This is a genomic window from Sphaerisporangium krabiense, from assembly GCF_014200435.1.
GTDB classification, from domain to species: Bacteria; Actinomycetota; Actinomycetes; order Streptosporangiales; family Streptosporangiaceae; genus Sphaerisporangium; species Sphaerisporangium krabiense.
In genome coordinates, this window is the sequence record NZ_JACHBR010000001.1 from 485908 (window position 1) to 511851 (window position 25944).

21 protein-coding genes are annotated in these 25944 nt (G+C 71.7%); 7 read left to right on the top strand and 14 right to left on the bottom strand.

Annotated elements, in window-relative coordinates:
* Positions 1 to 31 precede the first annotated feature (31 nt).
* The 3 genes from BJ981_RS02060 to BJ981_RS02070 all read left to right on the top strand — a co-directional run bounded on the left by BJ981_RS02060 (position 32) and on the right by BJ981_RS02070 (position 5532).
* Positions 32 to 3025: an AfsR/SARP family transcriptional regulator gene (locus tag BJ981_RS02060; protein WP_239139127.1), complete on the top strand. Its 2994-nt coding sequence runs from the start codon at positions 32 to 34 to the stop codon at positions 3023 to 3025.
* A gap of 128 nt (positions 3026 to 3153) precedes the next feature.
* On the top strand, positions 3154 to 4764 hold the full coding sequence (locus BJ981_RS02065; protein ID WP_184608039.1) for an FG-GAP repeat domain-containing protein: 1611 nt from the start codon (positions 3154 to 3156) through the stop codon (positions 4762 to 4764).
* Between the two features lie 126 nt (positions 4765 to 4890).
* Positions 4891 to 5532, top strand: coding sequence for a M15 family metallopeptidase (locus BJ981_RS02070; RefSeq protein WP_184608040.1), 642 nt, complete (start codon positions 4891 to 4893; stop codon positions 5530 to 5532).
* 110 nt (positions 5533 to 5642) lie between these two features.
* Here BJ981_RS02070 and BJ981_RS02075 read toward each other — a convergent pair whose 3' ends face one another.
* Positions 5643 to 7010 (bottom strand): ATP-binding protein, encoded by a 1368-nt coding sequence (locus tag BJ981_RS02075; RefSeq protein ID WP_311745257.1) that lies wholly within the window; start codon positions 7008 to 7010, stop codon positions 5643 to 5645.
* Positions 7011 to 7157: 147 nt separating this feature from the next.
* On the bottom strand, positions 7158 to 8321 hold the full coding sequence (locus BJ981_RS02080; protein WP_184608042.1) for an acyl-CoA dehydrogenase family protein: 1164 nt from the start codon (positions 8319 to 8321) through the stop codon (positions 7158 to 7160).
* A 174-nt stretch (positions 8322 to 8495) separates the two neighbouring features.
* On the opposite strand from BJ981_RS02080, the gene BJ981_RS02085 reads away from it, so the two are divergent.
* Positions 8496 to 9815, top strand: a complete 1320-nt coding sequence (locus BJ981_RS02085; RefSeq protein WP_184608043.1) for a UDP-glucose dehydrogenase family protein — start codon at positions 8496 to 8498, stop codon at positions 9813 to 9815.
* Positions 9816 to 9909: 94 nt separating this feature from the next.
* Here the strand turns inward: BJ981_RS02085 and purE are convergent, their stop codons facing one another.
* Genes purE through BJ981_RS02100 form a run of 3 tightly spaced genes read right to left on the bottom strand, consistent with a single transcriptional unit; the run spans position 9910 to position 12584 of the window.
* Positions 9910 to 10392 (bottom strand): 5-(carboxyamino)imidazole ribonucleotide mutase, encoded by a 483-nt coding sequence (gene purE, locus BJ981_RS02090; protein WP_184615507.1) that lies wholly within the window; start codon positions 10390 to 10392, stop codon positions 9910 to 9912.
* Positions 10393 to 10442: 50 nt separating this feature from the next.
* A complete protein-coding gene (locus tag BJ981_RS02095; protein WP_275422291.1) occupies positions 10443 to 11612 on the bottom strand; it encodes a 5-(carboxyamino)imidazole ribonucleotide synthase in 1170 nt (389 codons plus the stop codon).
* 24 nt (positions 11613 to 11636) lie between these two features.
* Positions 11637 to 12584 carry a DUF8094 domain-containing protein gene (locus BJ981_RS02100; protein ID WP_184608044.1) on the bottom strand — a complete coding sequence of 316 codons (948 nt, stop codon included), beginning with the start codon at positions 12582 to 12584 and terminating at the stop codon, positions 11637 to 11639.
* 187 nt (positions 12585 to 12771) lie between these two features.
* Between BJ981_RS02100 and BJ981_RS02105 the strand changes: the two genes are divergently transcribed.
* The gene (locus BJ981_RS02105; RefSeq protein ID WP_184608045.1) at positions 12772 to 13410 is read left to right on the top strand and encodes a GtrA family protein; all 639 of its coding nucleotides are present in this window, start codon (positions 12772 to 12774) and stop codon (positions 13408 to 13410) included.
* Positions 13411 to 13414: 4 nt separating this feature from the next.
* Here BJ981_RS02105 and BJ981_RS02110 read toward each other — a convergent pair whose 3' ends face one another.
* The 8 genes from BJ981_RS02110 to BJ981_RS02145 form a co-directional block, all read right to left on the bottom strand.
* Positions 13415 to 14686: a sensor histidine kinase gene (locus tag BJ981_RS02110; protein WP_184608046.1), complete on the bottom strand. Its 1272-nt coding sequence runs from the start codon at positions 14684 to 14686 to the stop codon at positions 13415 to 13417.
* 11 nt (positions 14687 to 14697) lie between these two features.
* Complete coding sequence (locus tag BJ981_RS02115; RefSeq protein WP_030451323.1) at positions 14698 to 15366, bottom strand: response regulator transcription factor; 669 nt, start codon at positions 15364 to 15366, stop codon at positions 14698 to 14700.
* Positions 15367 to 15571: 205 nt separating this feature from the next.
* On the bottom strand, positions 15572 to 16057 hold the full coding sequence (bfr, locus tag BJ981_RS02120) for a bacterioferritin (protein WP_184608047.1): 486 nt from the start codon (positions 16055 to 16057) through the stop codon (positions 15572 to 15574).
* A 15-nt stretch (positions 16058 to 16072) separates the two neighbouring features.
* Positions 16073 to 16252: a (2Fe-2S)-binding protein gene (locus BJ981_RS02125; RefSeq protein WP_184608048.1), complete on the bottom strand. Its 180-nt coding sequence runs from the start codon at positions 16250 to 16252 to the stop codon at positions 16073 to 16075.
* Positions 16253 to 16362: 110 nt separating this feature from the next.
* Positions 16363 to 16998, bottom strand: a complete 636-nt coding sequence (locus BJ981_RS02130; RefSeq protein WP_239139125.1) for an MBL fold metallo-hydrolase — start codon at positions 16996 to 16998, stop codon at positions 16363 to 16365.
* On the bottom strand, positions 16995 to 18080 hold the full coding sequence (locus BJ981_RS02135; RefSeq protein WP_184608049.1) for an S-(hydroxymethyl)mycothiol dehydrogenase: 1086 nt from the start codon (positions 18078 to 18080) through the stop codon (positions 16995 to 16997). The genes BJ981_RS02130 and BJ981_RS02135 overlap by 4 nt, the downstream gene beginning before the upstream one ends.
* Positions 18081 to 18185: 105 nt before the next feature.
* Positions 18186 to 18698, bottom strand: a complete 513-nt coding sequence (locus BJ981_RS02140) for a PH domain-containing protein (protein ID WP_184608050.1) — start codon at positions 18696 to 18698, stop codon at positions 18186 to 18188.
* A 106-nt stretch (positions 18699 to 18804) separates the two neighbouring features.
* On the bottom strand, positions 18805 to 19623 hold the full coding sequence (locus tag BJ981_RS02145; RefSeq protein ID WP_184608051.1) for a biotin--[acetyl-CoA-carboxylase] ligase: 819 nt from the start codon (positions 19621 to 19623) through the stop codon (positions 18805 to 18807).
* A 292-nt stretch (positions 19624 to 19915) separates the two neighbouring features.
* On the opposite strand from BJ981_RS02145, the gene BJ981_RS02150 reads away from it, so the two are divergent.
* A complete protein-coding gene (locus BJ981_RS02150; RefSeq protein ID WP_184608052.1) occupies positions 19916 to 22129 on the top strand; it encodes an FdhF/YdeP family oxidoreductase in 2214 nt (737 codons plus the stop codon).
* Entirely contained in the window at positions 22126 to 23076 is a 951-nt protein-coding gene (gene fdhD / locus BJ981_RS02155; protein ID WP_184608053.1) for a formate dehydrogenase accessory sulfurtransferase FdhD, read from the top strand. The genes BJ981_RS02150 and fdhD overlap by 4 nt, the downstream gene beginning before the upstream one ends.
* 60 nt (positions 23077 to 23136) lie before the next feature.
* Here fdhD and BJ981_RS02160 read toward each other — a convergent pair whose 3' ends face one another.
* Positions 23137 to 25923, bottom strand: a complete 2787-nt coding sequence (locus BJ981_RS02160) for a phosphoenolpyruvate carboxylase (RefSeq protein WP_184608054.1) — start codon at positions 25921 to 25923, stop codon at positions 23137 to 23139.
* Positions 25924 to 25944: the final 21 nt, after the last annotated feature.

Consider the following 25944-nt stretch of genomic DNA (forward strand, 5'->3'; position numbering starts at 1 on the left):
CGACGGGGAGTGACCGGTGGAGTTTCGGCTGTTGGGGCCAGTCGAGGTGGTGGCCGCCGGGGGGACGGTGCCGCTGGGGGGAGTCAAACCGAAGATGCTGCTGGCCGCGCTGCTGCTCGAACAGGGGCACGTCGTGCCGACGCACCGTCTGATCGACATCATCTGGCCGGACGATCCGCCGGACACCGCCAAGGCCGCGATACAGACCTACGTCAAGACGTTACGCCAGGCGCTGGCCCGGGCCGGCATGCCCGAGGTGATCGTCACGCGGGCGCCCGGCTACCTTGCCCAGGTCCCCGCCGGAGCCCTCGACGTCGACGTGTTCGAACGGCACGTGGCCGACGCACGGCAGGCGGCCACGCCGGAGCAGACCTCCGGCCTGCTCGAGGCCGCGCTGGCGTTGTGGCGCGGGCCCGCTCTCGCCGGGCTGGGCGACTCGCCGCTGGCCGGGGAGGTCGCCCGGCTGGAACAGCTACGGCTGACCGCCACGGAGGACCGCGTCACGGCCGACCTGGCGCTCGGCCGGCACGGCCGGCTGGTGGCCGAACTGGCCTCGCTGGTCGGGCGCCATCCGGACAACGAGCGGCTGCGCGGCCAGTACATGACCGCCCTGTACCGGCTCGGCCGCCAGTCCGACGCGCTGGCCTCGTTCCAGGAAGGCCGGCGGATCCTGGCCGAGGATCTCGGGGTGGACCCGGGACCGGAGCTGACCGCCCTGCACCACGCGATCCTGCGCGGCGACCCCGCCCTGCTGACGCCGCTGTCCGGCGAGACCGTCCGCGTCGCCGTGCCCACCCAGTTGCCCCTGTTACCGGCCGACTTCACCGGCCGCTCGGCGGAGAGCTCCACCCTGGTGGCGGCGCTGACGACGGGATCGGCCCCGATGGTCCAGATCGTCACGGGCCGCGCCGGCACCGGCAAGTCGGCGCTGGCGGTCCACGTCGCCCACCAGGTGGCGTCCGCCTTCCCCGACGGGCAGTTGTACGCCGAGCTCCGCGGGATGAGCGACGCTCCCGCCGATACCGGTGAGGTGCTCGGGAGGTTCCTGCGGGCGCTCGGGGTCGACCCGGCCGAGCTCCCCGCCGCCACCGCCGAGCGGGCCGAGCTCTACCGCGGCCTGATGGCCGGGCGCCGGGTGCTGGTGGTGCTGGACGACGCCGCCGGGGAGTCGCAGGTGCGCCCGCTGCTGCCGGGGGGCTCCGGCGGCGGCGTGCTGATCACCTCGCGCAACAGGCTCGGCGGGCTCAGCGGCGTGAGCCGTGCCGACCTGGACGTGCTCGAACCGGCCGAGGCCATCGAACTGCTCGCCCGCATCGTCGGAGCCGAGCGCACGGCCGCCGAGGAACCGGTGGCCCGTGAGATCGTCGATCTGTGCGGCCGGCTGCCGCTGGCGATCCGGATCGCCGGGGCCCGGCTCGCCACCCGGCAGCGATGGCCGCTGCGGCTTCTCGCCGACCGGCTGGCCGACGAGCGGCGCCGGCTGGACGAGCTGGCGATCGCCGACCTGGAGGTACGGGCCGGCTTCGCGCTGAGCTACCGGGGGCTGGACGACGACGAACGCCGGGCGCTGCGCCGGCTCGGCCACCTGGGGGCGCCCGAATTCTCCCCGTGGATCGTCTCCTGGCTGTGCGACATCGACGGGAAGCTCGCGGAAGACACCCTGGAACGCCTGGTCGACGCACAGGTGGTGGACTTCAGCCGGGTCGACGACCTGGGCACGCTGCGCTACCGGATACACGACCTGGTGCGCATCTACGGGCGCGAGTGCGCCGAGGCGGAGGAACCGCCCGAGCAGCTCACGGCGGCCGTCGGCCGGGTGCTCGGGGGCTGGCTCGCCCTGGCCGACCAGGTGGCCGCCGACGTCCCGACCGACGAGATCGGCTGGATGCACCCGGCCCTGGCGGCCGTGACGATCCCCGAGGAGCTGACGGCGCAGGTGCTGGCGGCCTCGCACGACTGGTTCGAGATCGAACAGCCCACGCTGGTCGTCGGTCTGGAGCGAGCCGCCGTCCTCGGCCTGCACGACACGGTCTGCCAGTTCGCCTCCGCGCGGCTCGGCTCGTCGTTCCTCGGCGTCAACAGACTCGAGTCGCGTGAGCGCATCAACACGGCGGCGCTGGCCGCGGCCCGCAGGGCGGGCGACCGGCACGGCGAGGCGACGATGCTGGTGGAACTGGGAAACCTGCGTTACCTCCAGGACCGGTTCCCGGAGGCGCGCCAGCTCCTCGGCGACGCGCTCGGCGCCTTCCGCGAGCTGGGAGGCGCACGCGGCCAGGCCGTGGCTCTGGCCGGGCTGGGCGCGACCTGCCGGGAGGCGGGCCGCCTGCTCGAGGCGCTGCACTTCCTCGACCAGGCCGACGTCCTGCTCACCGATCTCGGCGATGATCTCGGGGTCGCCTACCTGCGACGGCTGTCCGCCTCGGTACGGCTGGAACTCGGGGACTACCCGGCCGCCTGGACCGGGCTGGAGGAGTCCGTCGCCGGCTACCGGCGCCTCGGCAGCCGCCGCGGCGAAGGGGTGGCCCTGCGCACCATGAGCCTGTTCCACCGGGCGACCGGCGAGTACGACGCCGCCATCGAGACCGCCGAGGCCGCGAGGGCGATCTTCGCCCAGCTCGGCGACCGGCTGCTCGAGGCGTACGCGATCCGCGCGTGCGCCAAGGCCCGGCTCCGTCTCGGCCAGACCCGGCAGGCCCTCGCCCCGCTGGAGGACGTGCTGTCCACGTGCCAGGCGATGAGAGACCAGTGGGGGCTGGGCCTGGCCCTGCGTACCCTGGGCGAGCTGCACCTCGCCGACGGCAGGCTGACGGACGCCGCCGCCTGCCTGACCTCCGCCATGGAGGTGTGGGCGAGCATGGAGGCCCCGCTCTGGCAGGCCCGGACGGAGCACACCCTGGCCCTGCTGCACGAGGCGAGCGGCGACGCCGAGACGGCGGCGGCGGTCCGGGCGCGGGCCCTGCAGGTCTTCCGCGACCACGGCGCCCGCGAATACGGCGAGCTCAGCGGCAACGCGGCCGCGTTCTGAAGCCTTCTGAAGATTCCTGAAAAGGCCACTGAAAACCATCCACCACGAAGTTTCACCGCGTTTTCAGTGCCTCGCGCGAACCTTTCGGTGCACGGGACGAAATCCCCTCTCCCCACCGGAAGGTTCCCATGACGATCAATCGCCTGATCTCCGGCGCGCTCAGCATCACGGCCGCGCTCTCCCTCGGTTTCGCGGGGGCGACGGTGGCCACCTTCACGGCCGCCGCGCCGGCCGAGGCCGCCTCCACGGCCGGCGGCCAGATCACCCGGTCAGAGGTGCTGGCCCGCGCCCAGTTCTGGGTCGACGACCATGTGCAGTACAACCTCACCCGAAGGTCGAACACCCTCCACAACGACGTCGAAGGGGCCCACAAGTACGGTCCGGACTGTTCCGGCCTGGTCTCCATGGCATGGCACATCACCGCGAACGCCGGCAAGGGCGGCAACAGCACCGACGACTTCGAGTCCTGGAGCGGCAAGGAATATCTGGGCAGTCTGCACGACCTGAAGCCCGGGGACGCGATCCTGAAGTCCGGCCACATGGAGTTGTTCGCCGGATGGAAGGTCCCCTCCGACCACGGCCAGGGCGCGTGGACCTACTCCCTCAACGGCGGGCCCGATCCGGACGGTGACGGTTGGCAGGACGACTGGGCCAAGGGTCCGACGCCGAACTGGAAGGGCAAGAGGGGCGACGAGACGTGGTCGGGCCTGCAGGCCTATCGCCCGATCCGATACAAGAACATCGTCGACGACCCTCCCCCGCAGTCGCCGCCCGCGCCGGTGTATCAGACGTTGGGTGACTTCGATGGTGACGGTAAGAAGGACATCGCCGGGATCGCGGGTGATGGTCTGTGGATTCACCGCAATACCAGTACGCCCGGCAATTTCTCCACCAGCGGGGTCTTCATCTCCAACGGATGGCGCACCGTCAACAAGTTCATGGCCGGTGACTTCGACAACGACGGCAAAGACGACATCCTCGGCATGAACTACGGCGACGAACTCATGATCTGGCGCAGCACCAGCGACGCCAACTCCTTCAGCTTCCAGGCGTACAAGAGCCTCGGCACCACCTGGGGCAACATGAACAAGGTCATGCCCCTGGCCGACTACGACGGCGACGGCAAACTCGACTTCGCCGGCATCGCCGACGACGGCCTGTGGATCCACCGCAACACCAGCACCCCCGGAAACTTCTCCACCAGCGGCGTCTTCGTCTCCAACGGATGGCGCACCGTCACCAGGTTCATCAACACCGACTTCGACGGCGACGGCAAAGCCGACATCATCGGCTTCAACGGCGGCGACGAACTCATGATGTGGCGCAGCACCAGCACCGCCACCACCTTCAGCTTCGAACCGTACAAGAGCCTCGGCCCCACCTGGAGCTACATGAACAAGCTCCTGCCCCTGGCCGACTACGACGGCGACGGCAAGAAGGACATCTCCGGCATCGCCGACGACGGCCTGTGGATCCACCGCAACACCAGCACCCCCGGAAACTTCTCCACCAACGGCGTCTTCATCTCCAACGGATGGCGCACCGTCAGCAAGTTCATCGGCGCCGACTTCGACGGCGACGGCAAAGACGACATCATCGGCTTCAACGGCGGCGACGAACTCATGATCTGGCGCAGCACCAGCGACGCCAACACCTTCAGCTTCGCCCCCTACAAGAGCCTCGGCACCAGCTGGGGCAACTTCGGCTACAAAATCCTCACCTCCGCCCCCACCGACTGACCACCCCACCCCACACCGGTGAGGGGCGTCGGCATGAGCCCCCAGTCCCCACAGCTTCCACGGGCCGTCCGATCGCCGATCGGCGGCCCGTGGAGCCGTACCGGACCGGACCCCGAAGGACACGGCATGATTGTTCTCTCCGATCCCGAGATCAGCCGGATACCGGTCGAGGAGTCCGGTGAGGCGCTGATCGATCTCCGCACCATCCCCGCGCTGCGCCTCGACCCCCGCATGGCCGACCCGGACGGGTACCACGCCCGCCTGCGGCTCAGCGTCGTGGACCGTCTGATCACCGCGCAGACCCTGCTGCGGCCCGGACTGCGCCTCCTGATCGTCGAAGGCTTCCGGCCCGTGGAACTGCAGGCGAAGTACTTCGACGCCCACGTCGACCGTCTCCGGACCTCGGCTCCCGGCCACGACGAGGACTGGTACCGTCGCCAGGCCGGCCGCCACATCTCCCCGCCGGAGTTCGCGCCTCACCCGGCCGGAGCGGCCGTCGACCTGACCCTGTGCGAGACCGGCGGGCACGAACTGTGGCTGGGCACGGAGGTGAACGACACCGGCACCGACGCCTGCCACACCGCCGGCACGGCGATCTCCGCGGAGGCACGGGGACACCGCCGCCTCCTCGGCGAGGTGCTGACCACGGTCGGTCTGGTCAACTACCCCGGCGAGTGGTGGCACTGGTCCTACGGCGACCGCTACTGGGCCCACATGACCGGGGCCCTGGCCGCACGGTACGGCCCGGTGGCCCCAGCCGACCTCTGACGTACCGCCGACCCGCGGACACCCCCGCCGCGCCATGGTGCGTGGTGGGGGTGGGACGCCCTCGGCATGTACGACGCCGCCTCACACGGCATCGGCACCGCCCCGCCTGACTACACTCGGGCGGCCACGCGCAGGTCGCGGCCGAAGGACGTGATGTCCTCGTCGGTCAGTGAGGCGCGGGTGCCCGCGATGGCCGTGAGGTAGTCGGCGGTGACCTGGCCGGGCCCGTCCGCGTCGCCCTCCTCGCCGAGGTACCGCTCGAACGCCGCCTGCGCCGCCGTGCGGGCCGCGTACTCGATGTCGGCGGGCGTGAACCGCGCGCTGGCCGCCACCAGCTCGTCCAGGTCCACGCGCGCGAGCCGCTCCGCGCCGATGTAGCGGGCCCAGATCGCGCGGCGCGCCCCCGCGTCCGGCGGGCCGACAGGGATCAGATAGTCGAAGCGGCCCGGCCGCAGGAACGCGGCGTCCATGCTGGTCACCGTGTTGGTCGCGCAGATCAGCAGCCTGCGGTCGCGGCGGCGGAACACCGGGATCAGCTTGAGCAGCTCGTTGGTGATCCGGTGGGCCGGCGACGTCGGATCGCGCCGCTCGGAGGCGATCTCCTCGGCCTCGTCGAAGAAGAGGACCACCTGCTCCAGGTGGTCGGCGCGGGCGAACAGCCGTCGCAGGCCGCCGGCGACGCCGTGCGGATCCGCGGCGAGCTGGTAGGGAAACACCTCGACGAACGGCCAGCGCAGGCGGGAGGCGACCGCCCGGGCGAACGTGGTCTTGCCCGTCCCCGGTGGCCCGAAGAGCACGACGGCTCGGGGAGGCTCCAGGTTGAAGTGCTCGGCCACGTCGCGGTGCTCAAGCGGCATCACCAGACGGCGCTCGATGATCGACTTCTCGGTCTCCATGCCCGCGATCCGCTCCCACAGCCCCGCCTGGGGGACGATGCCGCCGAGCTGCTCCAGGACCGTGGCCTCCGCGGGCGTGGCGGGCAGGAGCTTCTCGAAGTAGGTCGCGTCCGGGCGGCTCGCGTAGCCGGAGTTGAGGAAGGCCGTCTCGCCCAGCTCGTGCGCGGGCAGCAGCGCCCCGATACGGCGCGCGCCGCGACCGGCCAGCCGTTCCTCCAGCGCGGCCAGCAGGCCCGAGCCGATGCCGTGGCCGCGCCACTCTCGGTCGATGGCCAGCCGCAGCACCCAGGCCCGGTCCCCGGCGACCAGCGACACGGCGGTGCCCACCGGCCGCGCCCCCGCGGCCGCCACCACCGACGGCATACCGCCACGAATCGCCCCCACCGCCTCGGCGAGCGTCACCACCGGCTCGGCCGCCGTGTCCCTGGACTCCTCCAGCAGCCGAACCACCTGATCCAGGTCATCCTCCCGCAGATCGCGCACATGCCATGGCGCCATCGCCGTCCCCCACTCGACATCCGCTTCACGAAGTACGTCCCGCTCTCCCCACCCGCCTCCCACCGAAAACCGACATGACCCCATGCTGACCGCTCGCCGGGGAGAGATCTACCGAGGAGGAGTGAGCCTGATCTCGACATCTTGGGGAACCCGCGGAGGCCGAGCTGCGCAGGCGTGGCGCGGACCCGGCCCGGCCGGCACTGCGGGGGTCGGGTTGTCGCCGTCCGGGGCTTACTTCAGAAGCTGGCGGGCCATGACCAGGCGCTGGATCTGGTTGGTGCCCTCGTAGATTTGGGTGATCTTGGCGTCGCGCATCATGCGTTCGACCGGGTAGTCGCGGGTGTAGCCGTAGCCGCCGAGGAGTTGGACGGCGTCGGTGGTGATCTCCATGGCGGCGTCGGAGGCGGCGGTCTTGGCGGCGCTGGAGAAGAAGGTCAGGTCGGGGATCTTCTCGCCGTGCATGGCCCGTTCGGACTTGGCGGCGGCGGCGTAGGTGAGCTGGCGGGCGGCCTCCAGCTTCATGGCCATGTCGGCGATCATGAACTGGAGGCCCTGGAACTCGGCGATGGACTTGCCGAACTGCTTGCGCTCCTTGACGTACCCGATGGCGTAGTCGAGGGCGCCCTGGGCGATGCCGAGGGCCTGGGCGGCGATCGTCACGCGGGTGTGGTCGAGGGTGGCGAGGGCGGTCCTGAAGCCGGTGCCCTCCTCGCCGATGATCCGGTCGGCCGGAACGCGCACGTTCTCCAGGATCACCTGGCGCGTGGGCGAGCCCTTGATGCCGAGCTTGCGCTCCTTGGCGCCGAAGCTCACGCCCTCGTCGCCCTTCTCGACGACGAAGGCGGAGATGCCGCGGGCGCCGGCGGAGGGGTCGGTCACGGCCATGACCGTGTAGAACTCCGACACGCCCGCGTTGGTGATCCACATCTTGGTGCCGTTCAGCACGTAGTGGTCGCCGTCCCTGACGGCGCGGGTCTTCATCGCGGCGGCGTCGGAACCGGCCTCCGGCTCGGACAGCGCGTAGGAGAACATGCCCTCGCCGCGCGCCACGGCGGGGAGGTACCGCTGTTTGAGCTCCTCGGAGGCGGAGAGAAGCAGGGGCACGGTGCCCAGCTTGTTGACGGCGGGGATGAGGGAGGAGGACGCGCAGGCGCGCGCGACCTCCTCGATGACGATCACGGCGGCGAGCGCGTCGCCCCCGGCCCCGCCATACTGCTCGGGAACGTGGACGGCGTGCAGTTCGGCGGCCACGAGCGCCTTGTACGCCTCCCACGGGAACTCGGCGTTCTCGTCGACGGCGGCGGCGTACGGAGCGATCTTGTCGTCGGCGAGGGACCGTACGGTCTCACGCAGCATCTCGTGCTCTTCTGCGGGCGCGTACAGAGGAAAGCTCATAGACAAATAGTAGGACGTCCAACAATACGGGAGCTGAACCAGGGGTATATGGACAGCACGCTCCGGCGAAATGTCCGGTTTGTACTGTTGCGACGGCCCGGGGGGCCGGTAACATGCCTCGGCAACGTAACGGTAAAGATGGGGTCGACACTGGAACATGGAAGGAGCACGCACGTGTCCTATCGCCTGACGGTCCTCGGGACCGGATACCTGGGTGCCACACACGCGGCGTGCATGGCCGCCCTGGGCTACGAGGTCCTCGGCCTGGACGTGGACCCCGGCAAGATCGCCCGCCTCTCCGCCGGAGAACTCCCGATACACGAACCCGGCCTGGAGGAGCTGCTCCGGCAGGGCCTCGCGTCGGGGCGACTCCGTTTCACCACCTCCTACGAGGAGGCCGCCGAGTTCGGCGACGTCCACTTCATCTGCGTCGGCACGCCGCAGAAGAAGGGCGAGTACGCCGCGGACGTCTCCTACCTGGACGCGGTCGCCGAGTCCCTGGCTCCGCACCTCACCCGCGAGTGCGTGGTCGTCGGCAAGTCGACCGTCCCCGTCGGCACGGCCCAGCGCCTGGCCGACAAGCTCGTACGGCTGGCCCCCGCCGGGGAGCTGGTCGAGATGGTCTGGAACCCCGAGTTCCTGCGCGAGGGCTTCGCCGTGCAGGACACGATGCGCCCCGACCGCATCGTGCTCGGCGTCGTGTCCGACAAGGCGGAGAAGGTCATGCGGGAGGTGTACGAGCCGATGTTGTCCGAGGGCACCTCGCTCGTCATCACCGACTACCCCACCTCCGAGCTGGTCAAGGTCGCGGCGAACGCCTTCCTGGCCACCAAGATCTCCTTCATCAACGCCATGGCCGAGGTCTGCGAGGCCGCGCACGCCGACGTCAAGGACCTGTCGCTGGCGCTGTCCTTCGACGAGCGCATCGGCGGCCGGTTCCTCAACCCGGGGCTCGGGTTCGGCGGCGGCTGCCTGCCCAAGGACATCCGGGCGTTCATGGCGCGCGCGGGAGAGCTCGGCGCCGACCAGGCGCTGACGTTCCTGCGCGAGGTGGACGCCATCAACATGCGCCGCAGGGCCCGCATGGTCGACCTGGCCAGGGAACTGGCCGGGGGCTCGTTCCGGGGGTGCTCGGTCGCGGTGCTCGGCGCGGCGTTCAAACCGAACTCCGACGACATCCGCGACTCGCCGGCGCTGGACGTCGCCGTCAAGATCCGCGAGCAGGGCGGGCAGGTCACGGTGTACGACCCGGTGGCCATGGACAACGCGCGCAGGGCCCACCCCACCCTCGGGCTCGGCTCCTCGGCGCTGGAGGCGGCGCGCGGCGCGCACGTCGTGCTGCTGCTGACCGAATGGCAGGAGTTCATCGACCTCGACCCCGAGGAGCTCGGCGGGGTCGTGTCCGCGCGCAAGATCGTGGACGGCCGCAACGCCCTGGACGCCGAGACCTGGCGGGCCGCGGGCTGGCACTACCGCGCGCTCGGCCGCCCGTAGCCGCGGGCATCGTCGCCCGTGACCACGGGCATCGTCGGCCGTAGGGCCGCTCCGTTACGGAGTGGCCCTTTTCCGCGTCATGCCGGAAATATCGCTACGCGCCCAGGTTCGACGCCTCGGCGCGCAGCCGCTCGCCCTTGGCGTACGCCTGGGCCTTGAGCGCGTCCTGGAACTCCGACATCTTGCCCCGCAACCCCTCGTCGGAGGCGGCCAGAATGCGCACGGCCAGCAGGCCCGCGTTGCGCGCGCCGCCGACCGCGACCGTGGCCACCGGCACCCCGGCCGGCATCTGGACGATCGACAGCAGGGAGTCCATGCCGTCCAGGTACTTCAGCGGCACGGGGACGCCGATCACCGGCAGCGGGGTGACCGAGGCCAGCATGCCCGGCAGGTGGGCGGCTCCCCCCGCCCCGGCGATGATGACCCGGAGCCCCCGCCCGGCGGCGCGCTCGCCGTAGTCGATCATCTCGCGCGGCATGCGGTGCGCCGAGACGACGTCCGCCTCGAAGGGGACGCCGAACTCGGCCAGGGCCTCGGCGGCGAGCCGCATCACCGGCCAGTCCGAGTCGCTGCCCATCACGATGCCGACCACGGGGCCGACCAGGGGGCCGGGCACCGGCGCGGCGCTCACACGTACTCCCCGGTGGCGAGGTGGACGGCGGCGTGCCGGGCCCGGGCGCGCACCTCGTCCAGGTCGGCGCCGAGCGCGGTGACGTGCCCGATCTTGCGGCCCGGGCGGACCTCCTTGCCGTAGAAGTGGACCTTCACGCCGGGGTCGTGCGCCATGACGTGCTCGTAGCGGCGGAAGACGTCGGGATCGGCGCCGCCGAGCACGTTGGCCATGACCACGACGGGCGCGGCCGGCGCGGGCGAGCCGAGCGGGAGGTCGAGGACGGCGCGCAGGTGCTGCTCGAACTGCGAGGTGCGGGCGCCCTCGATCGTCCAGTGGCCGCTGTTGTGCGGGCGCATGGCCAGCTCGTTCACCACGAAGCCGCCGCCGGGGAGCTGGAACATCTCGACGGCCAGCAGGCCGGTCACTCCCAGCTCGTTGGCGATCTTGAGGGCGACGTGCTGGGCGTGGGCCGCGTGCTCGGGGTCCAGGCCGGGGGCGGGGGCGATGACCTCGACGCAGATGCCGTCCCGCTGGACGGTCTCGACGACGGGGTAGCTGACCCCCTGGCCGTGCGGCGAGCGGGCGACCAGCACGGCGACCTCGCGCTCGAACGGCACGAACGCCTCGGCGATCAGCTCGGTGCCGGAGGCGAGCACGTCGGCGGCGTCCGCGGCCGATTCGCAGACCCAGACGCCCCGGCCGTCGTACCCGCCGCGCGCGGCCTTGAGCACGACCGGCCAGCCGTGCTCCGCGCCGAAGCCCTCGACGTCCGCGGCGGAGGCCACCCGGGCCCAGGCCGGGCAGGGCGCGCCGATCGCGGTCAGGCGCTCGCGCATGACCGCCTTGTCCTGGGCGTGCACCAGGGCGGCCGCGCCGGGCCGTACGGCGACGCCTCCGGCGGCCAGCGCCTCGATGTGGCCGGTCGGCACGTGCTCGTGGTCGAAGGTGATCACGTCGCAACCCTCGGCGAACGCGCGCAGCGCGCCGAGGTCGCGGTAGTCGCCGAGCCTGGTGTCGGCGATCACCCGCGCGGCGCTCTCGTCGAAGGAGTTGGCGAGCACGCGCAGGTCGACGCCGAGCGCGATGGCGGCCTGCTGGGTCATGCGGGCGAGCTGGCCCGCTCCCACCATGCCGACGACGGGCCCGGTGGGAGGTACCACCCTCCTGGTCACATCACTGGTCACAAGCCCAAACCCTACCGAGCGCGCTCAGGTGGCCGTGATGTCGGCCAGGGACCTGCGCAGGGCGACGGTCCGCATGGTCCCGTCGGCGCCGGCCTCGGTGGCCAGGACGATCAGTTCGGTGGCGGTGAGGGTCCTCGGATGGGTCTTGCCGGTGAAGTGGCGTACGGCGGCGGCGCCGAAGAGGGGGTGGTCCACCTCGCCGCGACGGCCCCGCTGCCGGTAGGCGATCGTGAGGGCGTGGAAGACCAGCGCGCCGCCGCCCTCCAGGGCCAGGGCCCGGGTCTCGCCGGGCACGAGCCGGACGTCCACGTCGAGCCGGTCGGGCCGCACCCGCGCGGCCTCGCCCGCCAGCTCGTCGCGCAGACGGGTGACCGCGTCCCGCGCGGCGAACCGGACGCCGCTCAGCCCGGCCGGGTCGGTCAGGTAGGCCAGGTGCTTCTGCGGCACGAGCCGGGCGCGCAGGCCGTCCTCCGGGTCGTCGGCGGGCACGGCGCGGACGGTCTCGGCGGCGTCCAGCCGGGGCGCGTCCCGGGTGAGGGGGATCGGGCCGTACGCCAGCCGCCAGGCGTCCTGCTCCTCCGTGAACAGGAAGTAGGCGGGATCGGGGGCGTGGGCGAGGGCGGCGACCCAGGGCCGGTCGCCGGGCTCGTCGGGCACGTAGTAGTCGGCGTCCTCGTAGGCGAGGGAGGCGGGAGCCGGGCGGCCGTTCCGCCTCGCCCGGCAGGCACGGCCGGCCAGCTCGCTCTCGGCGGCGGCCGTCAGGGCGGCGACCTCGGCGCAGTCCCGGGAGGCCCAGGCGTCCTGGAGGCGCGTGAGCAGGCCGAACGCCGCCGCCGCTTCGTCGGCGCCGATCGTGGGGGGCGCCGGGCGGGTGGGGCTCGGCGCGCCGGTGAGCGGTCCGTCCCCCTGGGCGCCACAGCCGGCGAGGAGGAGGACGACGCCGATCGCCGGAGCGGCCATGCGACGCAGCACGCTGGGAGCCACCTCCCGGACATTCCATTGCCGTTTGGCGGCGCAGCCTAGCGCATCACCCCGGTTACAGACCGTTAAATCAACATATTTCAGTAAATAGTCGCTATGGGGAGGTCATGGGACCTCGCCCCCGCCACGCCCCCGCACCGGTAACCTGAAGGGGTTTGCGACCCCAGAGAGGACCGTTGTGCAGCTCATCCGTCGCCTGTATGACAGGTTCTCCTCGCTGGTCCACGAGCTCGCCAAGTTCGGCGTGGTCGGCGCCGTCGCCTTCGTGATCGACCTCGGCGGCACCAACCTCATGCGGTACGGCGCCGAGCAGGGGCCGCTGGCCTCCAAGACCATCGCCACCGTCGTGGCGGCCACGTTCGCCTACCTCGCCAACCGGTTCTGGACCTGGCGGCACCGCGAGAAGTCCGGCCTGGCCCGCGAGTACTTCCTGTTCTTCGTGCTCAACGGCATCGGCCTGCTGATCTCGCTGCTGATCATCGGCTTCGTCGAGTACACGCTGAACATGCGCGACCCGCTCAGCTACAACATCTCGCTCGTCATCGGCACGGCGCTCGGCACGCTGTTCCGCTTCTGGTCCTACAAGAAGTGGGTGTTCCTGCCGCCGGAGCTGCCCCCCGTGGACCCGCACACCGGCCTTCCCCAGGCCGGCGACGGCCCGCAGGCCCCGTCCGCCCCCCGCCCCTCCACGGTCAGCGCCCCGTTCCCGACCACGACGCTGCCGCCGCAGAGCCGCAACGGCTCGACGCCGCACGGCACCACCCCGCGCAACAATCCCGGCGGGGCCGCGTTCTCGCCGACGTCCGCCCGCGACTGACGGCTCAGGCGGGCCCGCTCACCACACGATGGCGTGCCGGGTCGCCGGCGGGCCGCAGGAACAGCGCGAACACCGCGGGACGCGAGCGGACCAGCTCCAGGCGCCCGCCGTCGGAGGCGGTCAGCGCCCGCGCCAGCGTCAGCCCGAGCCCCGTCCCCCCGGCGCCGCTGACGTTGCGGTCGAACACCCGGGCGCGCAGGCGCTCCGGAATGCCCTCCCCCTGGTCGGCGACCTCGATCACGATGGACCTGTCCGAGCTGCCCGTCGTGATGGTCACCGTCCCGGCGCCGTGCTCCAGGGAGTTCTCCAGCAGGGTCGAGACGACCTGGCTCAGCCCGCCCTTGCTGACCATGGCGCACAGGCCGCGGTCGCCGTCGAGGTGGAGCGCGCGCCTGGACCTGCGGAAGGCCGGCTCCCACTCGGTGATCTGCTGGCACAGCACCTCGTCGAGCGAGATCGCCTCCGCCTGGGCATGGCGCTGCCGCCGGGCGGCGGCCAGCAGCTCGTCGATGACGGCCGTGAGCCGCTCCGCCTGGACGATCGCCGCCTCCCCCTCCTCGCGGACGATCACCGGCTGGTCCGCCGCCGCCACGATCTCTTCGAGCCGCATGGTCAGGCCGGTGAGCGGCGTGCGGAGCTGATGGGACGCGTCCGTGGCGAACTCGCGTTCGCGGCTCAGCAGCTCGGCGAGCCGGGTGGCGCTGCGGTCGAGCACCTCGGCGACCCTGTCGAGCTCGGGGATGCCGTACCGGTGCCGGCTCGGCCTGGCCTCGCCGGACCCCAGCCGCTCCGCGATCCTCCCCAGGTCCAGGAGCGGCAGGGTGAGACGGCGCGACTGCACGACGGCGAGCGACACCGCGACCGCGAGGGCCAGCCCGGCCAGGGCCACGATGAGCATGAGCCATCCCCGGATGTTCCGCTCGACGTGCGCGCGGTCCCGCGATATCCGGACATAGACTCCACTCTCCGAGTGGGCCTCCTCGGTCATCTGCCGACCGGTCGGCGGCTCCGTACCGACGATGACGGTCGGGCTGTTGCGGATGAAGATCTGGACGTACCTGTTCGGATACTGCCGCTGCAGCTCCTCGGGATCGATCGGCCGATCCTCGATTCTGGCGTATTCCACCTGGCTGAGCAGCAGCGTCGCCTGTGCCCTGAGCTGCTGGACCGCCTCGTCGTCGATGAGGCGGGTGACCACCAGCCCGAGTGGGACGCCCAGGAGCAGGACCGCGATGGCCGCGACCATCAAGGTCGACGACAGCAACCTACGGCGCATCTAGCTGTGTGCTATTCGCGCTCGAATCGGAAGCCGACTCCACGGACGGTGGTGATGTAGCGCGGCTTGGCGGCGTCGTCCCCCAGCTTGCGCCGCAGCCACGAGATGTGCATGTCGAGCGTCTTGGTCGAACCCCACCAGTTGGTGTCCCACACCTCGCGCATGATCTGCTCGCGGGTGACGACCTTGCCGGCGTCACGGACGAGCACGCGCAGGAGGTCGAACTCCTTGGTGGTCAGGTGCAGCTCCTTGTCTCCCATCCAGGCGCGCCGCGAGTCGGCGTCGATGCGCACGCCCTGGACCACCGGGGTCTCGGACGTGCCGCGCCGCAGCAGCGCCCGCACGCGGGCGAGCAGCTCGGCGAGCCGGAAGGGCTTGGTGACATAATCATCGGCTCCGGCGTCGAGGCCGACGACGGTGTCGACCTCGTCCACGCGAGCCGTCAGGATGAGCACGGGCGTGCCGTGCCCTTCGGCGCGAATACGGCGGGCGACCTCAAGGCCGTCCATCTCCGGAAGTCCCAGATCGAGCACGATGAGATCGACGCCCCCGGACAGAGCCCTCTCCAGGGCCTGCGGGCCATCGGGGCTCACCTCCACCTGGTAGCCCTCTCGGCGCAAGGCACGCGCCAGGGGCTCGGAGATCGAGGTGTCATCCTCGGCGAGAAGTACGCAGGTCATAAAGCGATCGTAGGACCTTAGGCGATCGTTTCCCGGGTACAGCGCGCGGTTTGACTCGTCGTTGACCCACCAATTGACCTGGGCAAAGACGGCGAAACCCGGATGACCCCGCCCGCAGCGACCTGACGTCCCCGCAGTCTCTTCCGTACCCCCCGTGACGGGTTCGACACGCCGGGGATTCACCCCGGCGGCCGGCCACGGGACGCTAGTCGCTGGAGCTCGGCGGCTCGGCGAAGCGCTGGAGGTACAGCCCTTCACCCAGCGTGGCGAGCAGCTCCAGCTCGGTCTCCAGGTAGTCGATGTGGTGCTCCTCGTCCTCCAGGATCTTCTCGAAGATGCGGGCGGAGGTCGTGTCGCCCCGCTCGCGCATGAGCTGGATCCCCGGACGCAGGCGCGCCACCACGCCCAGCTCCAGCTGGAGGTCGGCCTCGAGCTGCTCCTTGACGGTCTGGCCGATGTGCAGCGTGCCGAGCTTCTGGTAGTTCGGCAGGCCTTCCAGGAAGAGGATGCGGTCGGTCAGCACCTCGGCGTGGCGCATCTCGTCGATCGACTCCGAGCGCGTGAACGACGCCAGCTTGGTGTAGCCCCAGTTCTCCTGCATCTTGGCGTGCAGAAAGTACTGGTTGATGGCGGTGAGCTCGGAAGTGAGCTGCTCGTTCAGCAGGCCGATGATGTCCTTGTCCCCCTGCATGGGCGAATCCTCATTTCACGCGGTTACGGCGAGCTCCGTAGGACGGTTCAGGATCGCACAAATCTTACGGACGCACGTCGCGCAATCCTTGCCGGCGCCCGTGATGTCGCGGACCTGACGAGCCGTCTTCGCACCTGCGGCTATACAGGCGTGAACTTCGTTCTCCGTCACAGCCTGACAGATGCACACGTACATGACGAAACGCCTCTCGGGGACGCAGGGGGAAGTAGGTAAGGCTCACCTTAACTCACACAGGTAAGGCTTGCCTATGTGACGTATCCCCTATTCCGGTCCCCGTGAGAGGGTCAGTGACCTCGGGCGATCCAGTCCTCCAGGCCCGGCGCCTCGGCGCCGATGGTGGTCGTGTCGCCGTGCCCGGTGCGCACCACCGTCTCCGGGGGCAGCACCAGCAGCCGGTCCCGGATCGAGTCGATGATCGTCTCGAACGAGGAGTACGACCGCCCGGTCGCCCCGGGGCCGCCGGAGAACAGCGTGTCGCCGGTGAAGACGGCGCCGAGGCCGGGGGCGTACAGGCTGACCGCTCCGGGCGCGTGGCCCGGCGTGTGCAGGACGCGCAGCGCGGTGCCCGCCACCTCGATCACCTGGCCGTCGCGCACCGGCTCGAACCCCCGCTCGGCGTAGACCATGCGCCACAGGACCTCGTCGTCCGGGTGCAGCAGGATCGGCGCGCCCGTGGCGTCCGACAGCTCCCCGGCGGCGTTGACGTGGTCGTTGTGCGCGTGCGTGCAGACGATCGCCACCAGACGGCGGTCCCCCACGGCCGCGGCGATGGCCCGCGCGTCGTGCGCCGCGTCGATCACGACCACCTCGCGCTCGTCACCGACCAGCCACACGTTGTTGTCGACCTCCCAGCTCCCGCCGTCCAGCGTGAACGTCCCCGAGGTGACCAGGCGCTCCACCGTCACCGGGCCACCGCTCACAGGACCACCACCGAGCGCAGGACCTCGCCGCGGTGCATCTTGCCGAAGGCCTCCTCGACCTGGTCCAGCTCGATGGTCTCGGAGACGAACCCGTCGAGGTTCAGCCGTCCCTGCAGGTAGAGGTCGATCAGCATCGGGAAGTCGCGGCTCGGCAGGCAGTCGCCGTACCAGGACGACTTCAGCGACCCGCCGCGGCCGAAGACGTCCAGCAGCGGCAGCTCCAGGGTCATGTCCGGGGTCGGCACACCGACCAGCACGACGGTCCCGGCCAGGTCGCGCGCGTAGAACGCCTGCTTGTAGGTCTCCGGGCGGCCGACCGCCTCGATCACGACGTCGGCGCCGTGGCCGCCGGTCAGCTCGCGGATCGCCTCCACCGGGTCGGTGGTCTTGGAGTTGATGGTGTGCGTGGCGCCGAACTGGCCGGCCAGGCCGAGCTTGCGGTCGTCGACGTCCACCGCGATGATCTTCGAGGCGCCCGCCACCGACGCGCCGAGGATCGCGGCGTCGCCCACGCCGCCGCAGCCGATCACCGCCACCGAGTCGCCGCGGGTCACGCCGCCGGTGTTGAGCGCGGCCCCGAGGCCCGCCATCACGCCGCAGCCGAGCAGCCCCGCCACCGCCGGGCGGGCGTCCGGGTCCACCTTGGTGCACTGCCCGGCGGCCACCAGCGTCTTGGACGCGAACGCGCCGATGCCGAGCGCGGGGCTGAGCGGGGTGCCGTCCTCCAGGGTCATCTTCTGCGTGGCGTTGTGCGTGGCGAAGCAGTACCACGGGCGTCCGCGCAGGCAGGCGCGGCAGTTGCCGCAGACGGCGCGCCAGTTGAGCACCACGTAGTCGCCGGGCGCGACCTGCGTGACGTCCGGCCCCACCGCCGCCACGACGCCCGCGGCCTCGTGCCCGAGCAGGAAGGGGAAGTCGTCGTTGATGCCGCCCTCGCGGTAGTGCAGGTCGGTGTGGCACACCCCGCACGCCTGCACGTCCACGGCCGCCTCACCCGGCCCGGGGTCGGGGACGATCACCGTTCGCAGCGACACGGGCTCGCCCTTGGCGGCGGCGACCACACCCTGGACCTCGTACGGCATACCTGCTCCCTCTCTCGCGGCGTCCCGGACCCGCCGGGCGCACCTGCCGATGGCGGGCACGCCCTCCCGGCTCCGGTGTGACACGTTACGCCACCCCGGCGCCGCTCACTTCCCGTCGATCTCCCCGTCGGAGGCGTCCTCGACGAGCCGGAACAGCTCCGCGCGCACCGTCTGGATCTTCGGGATGTCCCTGAGCACGATCTCGCCCTTGTCGGAGGCCGACTCCACCACGAGCGTGCCGCAGCCGAGCAGCCGTTCGACGAACGTCTGGTCGGAGCTCACGCTGTTGACCTTGGCCAGCGGGATGTCGTCGGTGGACTTGTTCAGAATGCCGGTGCTGATGTTGAAGCGGTGGGTGCTGAGCGTGTACGAGGTCGTCTTCCAGCGCAGGTACGGGATGAACGACCAGAGGGTCAGCGCCACCACGGACACGACGGCGACCGCCAGCCAGGCGAAACGGACGTACTCGTAATCGGTCGGGATGTAGAGGAACGCCAGGCTGGAGGCGGCCACGACGAGAAGCAACGCGAGGAACGGGACGACGAGCCGCTTCCAGTGCGGATGGAACGAGTGGATGACCCGCTCGCCGGTCGTCAAGTGGTGTTCAGGCAGACCCATGGGGCAAATCGTGGCACGACGATCAGCCCCGCGTCTGCCCCATGCCGACACCCCGCCGATCATGGCATTCCCCTTGGCCTCGCCTTGACGCGCGGCCCCCGGAAGCTCAGGTGCGGCGCACGTGGACGACGTCGCCCGCGCTCAGCGCGCGCTCCTCGCCGTCCGCCTCGACGAGCAGGTGGCCAAGGGCGTCCACGCCCGTGGCCCGGCCCGTGAGGACGCGCTCGCCGGGCAGCTCCACCCGGACCTCCTGGCCGACGGTCGCGCTCATGCCGAGGTAGGCCGTGCGCAGCCCGCAGGCGTCCGCGTCGCCCCCGGCCGCCGCCCACTCGCGGTAGTGGGTCTCGACCTCGCGCAGCACCGCGCGGATCAGCGGGTCGCGGTCGGCGCACTCGGCGTCCTCCAGCACCAGGGAGGTCGCGGTGGGAACGGGCAGTTCGTCCTCGCGCACCGAGACGTTCAGCCCCATGCCGATCACCACGGCGCCCTCGACCCGCTCGGCGAGCACCCCGGCCAGCTTGCGCTCGCCGACGAGCAGGTCGTTCGGCCACTTCAGCCGCACGTCCACCCCCGCCACCCGGCGGACCGCCGACGCCGCCGCCAGCCCCACCAGCAGCGGCAGCCAGCCCTGCCGGGCCGGAGGCGCCGAGGGCCGCAGCAGCAGCGAGAACGTCAGGCCCGAGCGCGCCGGCGCCGTCCAGACCCGGCCGAGACGCCCGCGCCCCGCGAGCTGCACTTCGGCGATCAGCACGGCGCCCTCGCGCGCGCCGTCGCGGGCCGACTGCGCGAGGTCGGCGTTGGTGGAACCGGTGCGGTCCACGACGGTCAGCCGGGACCACAGGCCGTCCGGCCGGACGAGCGCACGGGTCAGCGCCGCCTGCGACAACGGCGGCCGGTCGAGATCGGTGTACGGCGAGTCAAGCACGCCTCCATCCTCCCTCCTCCCGCGGAGTGGCGGGTCCCGCCTGCCGTCCGCGGTGCCGGAGACTACCGAACGACTACCGGACGACTACGGAAAGAGCATCGGACGACCACGGTGCGGGCCGCGACTTTGACTGTGACTGACCAACCCGCGTCCGCGAGTGTCCCGGTTGCCGCACCCCACACCCCCGGATCGTCAAAAGGGGACAAGGAGTGATGCTATGGGTAGACCGCACGAGTGAGGTCGGCGGACGGCCAAACGACTGGAAGAACGGCTAGGAAACGGTGAGCCCTCGGTGAGCAAGCGACTGGACCCCCGGAACTGGGCGAGCTGGAAGCCCTTCGGCATCGGCGAGCGCAAGCCCAACAACTACCTCGAACTGTGGAAGGCGTTCCGATCCGTCAAGGGCAACCGCCGCTACGCGTGGCGCATCCTCAACCAGGGCACGTGCGACGGCTGCGCGCTCGGCACCAAGGGGATGCGCGACTGGACCATGCCCGAGATCCACCTGTGCAACATCCGCCTGCGGCTGCTCAAGCTCAACACCATGCCCGCGCTCGACACCGGCGCGCTGGCCCACGTCGCCCCGCTGGCCGGGATGAGCAGCGCGGCGCTGCGCGACCTCGGCCGCCTGCCGCACCCCATGCTGCGGCGCCGCGGCGAGCCCGGCTTCACCCGCGTGAGCTGGGACGAGGCCCTGGACCTCGCCGCCGAGCAGGTGCGCGACCGCCGGCTCGGCGTGTACCTGACCAGCCGGGGCGTGCCCAACGAGAACTACTTCGCCGCGCAGAAGGCCGTGCGGGCGCTCGGCACCAACTCGATCGACAACGCCGCGCGCATCTGCCACTCGCCCTCGACCGTCGCGCTCAAGGAGACCATCGGCGCCGCCGCCACCACCTGCTCCTACACGGACTGGATCGGCTCCGACCTGATCGTCTTCGTCGGCTCCAACCCGTCCAACAACCAGCCGGTCGCGATGAAGTACCTGTACCACGCCAAGAAGGCGGGCACCCGCATCGCGATGGTCAACGCCTACCGCGAGCCGGGCATGGAGCGGTACTGGGTGCCGTCCAACGCCGAGTCCGCCCTGTTCGGCACCAAGATCACCGACCATTTCTTCGGCGTCAACGTCGGCGGCGACATCGGCTTCCTCAACGGCGTGCTCAAGCACCTCATCGAGAACGACTGGCTGGACAAGGCGTTCATCGACGAGCACACCGCCGGCTTCGAGGAGACGCGCGCCGCGGTGGCCGCGCAGTCCTGGGAGGAACTGGAGGCGCTGAGCGGCGCCACCCGCGCCCAGATGTACGAGCTGGCCGCGCTGCTGGGCGAGGCGAAGTCCGCCGTGCTCGTCTGGTCCATGGGCATCACCCAGCACACCTACGGCGAGGACAACGTCCGTGCCATCGTCAACCTCGCGCTGGCGCGCGGCTTCGTCGGGCGCGACAACTGCGGGCTCATGCCGATCCGCGGGCACAGCGGGGTCCAGGGCGGCGCGGAGATGGGGGCGTACGCCACCGGCCTGCCCGGCGGCCTGCCCGTCACGCCGGAGAACGCCGAGACGTTCAGCCGGAAGTGGGGCTTCGAGGTGCCCACCGCCCCCGGGCTGACCGCCACCGACATGATCGACGCCGCGCACGCGCGCGAGCTGGACGCGCTGATCTCCTCGGGCGGCAACTTCCTGGAGGTCCTCCCCGACCCCGGCCACTGCCGCGAGGCGCTGTCCCGGCTGTCGCTGCGCGTCCACATCGACATCGTCCTGTCCAGCCAGATGCTGGTGGAGTCCGAGGGCGACGTGCTGCTGCTCCCCGCGCAGACCCGCTACGAGATGGCGGGCGGGGTCACCGAGACCTCCACCGAGCGCCGCGTGATCTTCTCCCCCGAGGTCGAGGGGCCGCGCGTCGGCGAGGCCTGGCCCGAGTGGAAGATCTTCACCGAGCTGGCGGCCCGCGCCCGCCCCGAGATCGCCGACCGGGTGCGCTACCCCGGCGGCACGCCCGAGATCCGGCGCGACATCGAGGCCGCGGTGCCGTCCTACGCGGGCATCGCCGCGCTCGCCGAGTTCGGGGACAACGTGCAGTACGGCGGGCGGCACCTGTGCCCCGGCGGGCGCTTCCCCACCCCGGACGGCCTCGGCCGCTTCTCCGCCGTGGCGATCCCGGCGCTGGAACGGCCGGACGGCTCGTTCATGGTGGCCACGCGGCGCGGCAAGCAGTTCAACAGCATGGTCCACGAGCGGCGCGACGGCTTCAACGGCGCGACCCGCGAGGCCGTCCTGATCAGCGCCTACGACGCCGACCGGCTCGGCCTGCCCGACGGCGAGCGGGTGGAGCTGACCGGGCCCGCCGGGCGCTTCACCGGACGCGTGCTGCGGGCCCCGCTGACCCCCGGCAACCTGCAGATCCACTGGCCCGAGGGCAACGTCCTCCTCGACCACGCCCGCCGCTCCCCCGACGCCCGCATCCCCGACTACAACGCCGTGGTGACCCTCCGCAAGGCCGGCGCATGACCACCTCTCAGGCCCGCGAGGACGGCCGGGAAGCCGATCCCGGCGTCCTGAGGTCCGGGCGTGGCACTCGTCCCGGGCCCACGACCCGGGTGCGGGTGCGGGAGGTCTCGGGGACGTCCGCGCGCGACCGGCGCGACGACCTCGCCACGGAGGAGCCGCTGGAGATCAGGATCGCCGCGGGCGGCCGGACCCGCACCCTGGCCGTCACCATGCGCACCCCCGGCGCCGACTTCGAACTCGCCGCCGGCTTCCTCGCCGCCGAGGGCATCGTCCACCCCGATCCGCGGCACACCGCCACCTCGGCGGCCATCGCCTCGATCGCCTACTGCACGGACGAGGACCTCCCGCCCGAGGCGCGCTACAACACCGTGACGGTCCGCCTGGACAGCCCGGTGCTGCCCGACCTCCCCAACATGCACCGGCATTTCATGACATCAAGCGCCTGCGGGGTCTGCGGCACGGCCAGCCTGGACGCCCTGCGCGCCCGCCAGGCCGCCCTCCCCCCCACGACGCCCGCCTCTTTCCCGCCCATCCCCGCCGAGATCCTGTACGACCTGCCTCGCCGCCTGCGCAAGGCGCAAGGGATCTTCGGCAAGACCGGCGGCCTGCACGCCGCCGGCCTCTTCACCCCGGACGGCTCCCTGCTCGCACTCCGCGAGGACGTCGGCCGCCACAACGCCGTGGACAAGCTGATCGGCTGGGCCCTCCTCTCGGGCCGCCTCCCGCTCACCTCCTCGGTCCTCATGGTGAGCGGCCGCACCAGCTACGAGATCATGCAGAAGGCCCTCGCCGCCGGCCTCCCCATGGTCTGCGGCGTCTCAGCCCCTTCCTCCCTGGCCGTCGCCCTCGCCCACGACTTCGACCTGACCCTCATCGGCTTCCTCAGAGAAGAACGCTTCAACATCTACACCGCTCCAGACCGCGTGCAGCTCCCCTCGCCCGGATGAACCAGAAGGCGCCCGTACCGAGGTCGGTACGGGCGCCTGCCGTTGTGTGCCGCGCGGCCGTCAGCCGGTGTTCTGGAGGCCGGCGGCCACGCCGTTGACGGTGAGGAGGAGGAGGGTGTCCAGGCGTTCGCGCTCGTCGTCGGGGAGGTCGTCGGGGGCGCGGAGGGAGGAGAGCGCGCGGAGTTGGAGGTGGGAGAGGGCGTCGACGTAGGGGTCGCGGAGTTGGACGGCGCGGGAGAGGACGCGCCGGCTCTCCAGCAGGCGGGTGTGGCCGGTGACGGCGAGGACCAGTTCGCGGGTCAGGTCGTACTCGGCGAGGACCTGGTCGGCGAAGTCCTGGCGGCCGCCGAGGGCGAGGTAGCGGGCGGCGATCTGGCGGTCGGTCTTGGCCAGGGACATCTCGGCGTTGTCCAGGAGCGAGGCGAACAGCGGCCATTCGCGGTAGGCGCGCCGCAGTTCCTCGATGCCCGGCCCGATCTCGGGCCGGTCCGCGCGGCCGTCCGCCTCGGTGGCCCCGGGATCGGACGGGCCGGTGGTGCCGGAGGTGGAGGCCGCCGGGTCCGTGGACGGTGACGTGACGGGCTCGCCGGGGGATCGTGTGGCGGCGAGGAGGCCGCTGCCGAGGCCGTACCAGCCGGGGAGGTTGACGCGGGTCTGCGCCCAGGCGAACACCCACGGGATGGCGCGGAGGTCGTCCAGGGACTTGGGGGCGCCGAGGCCGCGGCGGGCCGGGCGGGAGCCGAGGCGCAGGGAGCCGATCTCTTCCAGCGGGCTGACCAGGCCGAACCACTCGGGGAACCCGGGCGCCTCGGTCAGGGAGCGGTAGGCGCGCTCGGAGGCGGAGGCCACGCGCTCGGCCAGCAGGCGGTAGCGGGCCGCGGCGTCGCCCGTGCGGGCCTCGACCGAGGGGGTGGAGGCGAGCAGGACGGCGTTGGTGACCTGCTCGATGTGGCGCAGCGCGATGGCCGGGTGGCCGTACCGGGCGAAGATGACCTCGCCCTGCTCGGTGACCTTGAACCGGCCCGCGACCGACCCGGGGGCCTGGGCGAGCACGGCGCGGTTGGCGGGGCCGCCGCCCCGGCCGAGCGCGCCGCCGCGGCCGTGGAAGAGCGTGAGCCGGACGTCGTTGGCGAGCGCCCACGCGGCCAGCTCGGCCTGGGCGTCGTAGAGCTTGAGGGTGGCGGCGGCGGGGCCGAGCTCCTTGGCGGAGTCGGAGTAGCCGAGCATGACCTCGAGGCGCCGTCCCCCCTCGGCCAGGCGGCGCTGGACGGCGGGCAGGGCGAGCATGCCGGTGAGCACGTCCGCGGAGTTGGCCAGGTCCTCCCCCGACTCGAACAGCGGGACGACGTCGAGGACGGGCGCGCGGGAGCCGAGGGCGTGCTCGGCCAGCTCGTAGACGGCGGCGATGTCCTCGGAGGACCGGGTGAAGGACACGACGTACCGGTGGCAGGCGCGGGGCCCGAAGCGCTCCTGGATCCAGGCGATCATGCGGATCGTCGCCAGGACCTCCTCGGTGCGCTCGGAGGTCTTCCCCGCCCGAAGTTCCTCAAGGGCGGTGGCGTGGACCTGGGAGTGCTGGCGGACCTCCAGCTCGGCGAGGTGGAACCCGAAGGTCTCGACCTGCCAGATCAGGTGCTGCAGCTCGCCGTACGCCTGGCGCGCGGCCCCGCCGGCGACCAGGGACGCCTGGCAGGCGCGCAGGTCGCGCAGGAGCTCGTCGGGCGAGCGGTAGGCGAGGTCGAGGTCGCGGCGGCGGGTCGCGGCGATGCGCGCGGCGACGAACAGCAGCCACTGGCGGTGCGGCTCGCCGGGCGCGCGGGTGGCCAGTTCGGAGGCCAGCTCGGGGTGATCGTCGGCGGCCTGGGCGAGCAGGCCGGAGAGCTCCTCGCCCGGGGGACCGTAGGCGGCGGCGACGGTGAGGGCGCGCCCGATGCGGGTGGTGGCGTTCTCCAGGGCGGTGAGCACGTGGTCGGCCTGGATGAGCACGGCCTCGCGGGTGACGCGGGCGGTGACGTTGGGGTTGCCGTCCCGGTCGCCGCCGATCCAGCTTCCATAGCGGATGAACGCCCTGGCGCGGGGCTCGCGGGTGCCGGAGCCGCCGGCGAGCGCGGCGTCCAGGGCCCGGTAGACGCGCGGGACCGTGCGGAACAGCGTCTCGTCGAAGGCGGACATGGCGGTGCGGACCTCGTCCAGCGGGTCCAGCTTGGTGTGCCGGAGCTGGGCCGTGCGCCACAGCAGGTCGATCTCTTCCAGCAGGCGGCGTTGGGCCTCCTGGCGTTCCTGGGCTCCGCGGTCGGGGGCGTTGTACTCGGCGAGCTGGGCGCTGACGCGCTGGATGGCCGTGGCGACCGCGCGGCGGCGGGCCTCGGTGGGGTGGGCGGTGAGCACGGGACGGTACTCGAGGTCGGCGATGAGGCGGTTCAGCTCCTCGTCGCCGAGGTCGTGCTTCAGCTCGGCGACGGCCTGGGCGAGGGAGTCGGGCACGCTGGAGTCGCCGGTGTCCCTGGACCTCAGGATGCGGATCCTGTAGTGCTCCTCGGCGAGGTTGACGAGGTGGAAGTAGCAGGTGAAGGCCCGGGCGATCTGCACGCTGCGCTCGATCGGCCACGCGGCGACCATGGCGGCCACCTCGTCCACGGAGACCTCTCGCCTGCGCGCGGCGATCACGGCCTTGCGGAGGCGTTCGACATCGGACAACAGGTCGGGCCCGCCGTCCTCGGCGATCACCCGGCCCAACGATTCACCGAGCATGCGCACGTCGGCGCGCAGCTCGTCGGGCATCTCGGAGACGGCGCTGTTCCGTTCGGCGGAAGAACGGTCTGCCTGCTGGGAAGCGGTGGCGGCCATAGCACGAAGGGTATCCACTCG

Coding starts and splice junctions, on each gene's coding strand:
- BJ981_RS02065 (WP_184608039.1), top strand. CDS start 3,154: ATGACGATCAATCGCCTGATCTCCGGCGCGCTCAGCATCACGGCCGCG.
- BJ981_RS02070 (WP_184608040.1), top strand. CDS start 4,891: ATGATTGTTCTCTCCGATCCCGAGATCAGCCGGATACCGGTCGAGGAG.
- BJ981_RS02075 (WP_311745257.1), bottom strand. CDS start 7,010: ATGGGGTCATGTCGGTTTTCGGTGGGAGGCGGGTGGGGAGAGCGGGAC.
- BJ981_RS02080 (WP_184608042.1), bottom strand. CDS start 8,321: ATGAGCTTTCCTCTGTACGCGCCCGCAGAAGAGCACGAGATGCTGCGT.
- purE (WP_184615507.1), bottom strand. CDS start 10,392: ATGGGCAGCGACTCGGACTGGCCGGTGATGCGGCTCGCCGCCGAGGCC.
- BJ981_RS02110 (WP_184608046.1), bottom strand. CDS start 14,686: ATGCGCCGTAGGTTGCTGTCGTCGACCTTGATGGTCGCGGCCATCGCG.
- BJ981_RS02115 (WP_030451323.1), bottom strand. CDS start 15,366: ATGACCTGCGTACTTCTCGCCGAGGATGACACCTCGATCTCCGAGCCC.
- bfr (WP_184608047.1), bottom strand. CDS start 16,057: ATGCAGGGGGACAAGGACATCATCGGCCTGCTGAACGAGCAGCTCACT.
- BJ981_RS02125 (WP_184608048.1), bottom strand. CDS start 16,252: ATGTACGTGTGCATCTGTCAGGCTGTGACGGAGAACGAAGTTCACGCC.
- BJ981_RS02135 (WP_184608049.1), bottom strand. CDS start 18,080: ATGCCGTACGAGGTCCAGGGTGTGGTCGCCGCCGCCAAGGGCGAGCCC.
- BJ981_RS02140 (WP_184608050.1), bottom strand. CDS start 18,698: ATGGGTCTGCCTGAACACCACTTGACGACCGGCGAGCGGGTCATCCAC.
- fdhD (WP_184608053.1), top strand. CDS start 22,126: ATGACCACCTCTCAGGCCCGCGAGGACGGCCGGGAAGCCGATCCCGGC.
- BJ981_RS02160 (WP_184608054.1), bottom strand. CDS start 25,923: ATGGCCGCCACCGCTTCCCAGCAGGCAGACCGTTCTTCCGCCGAACGG.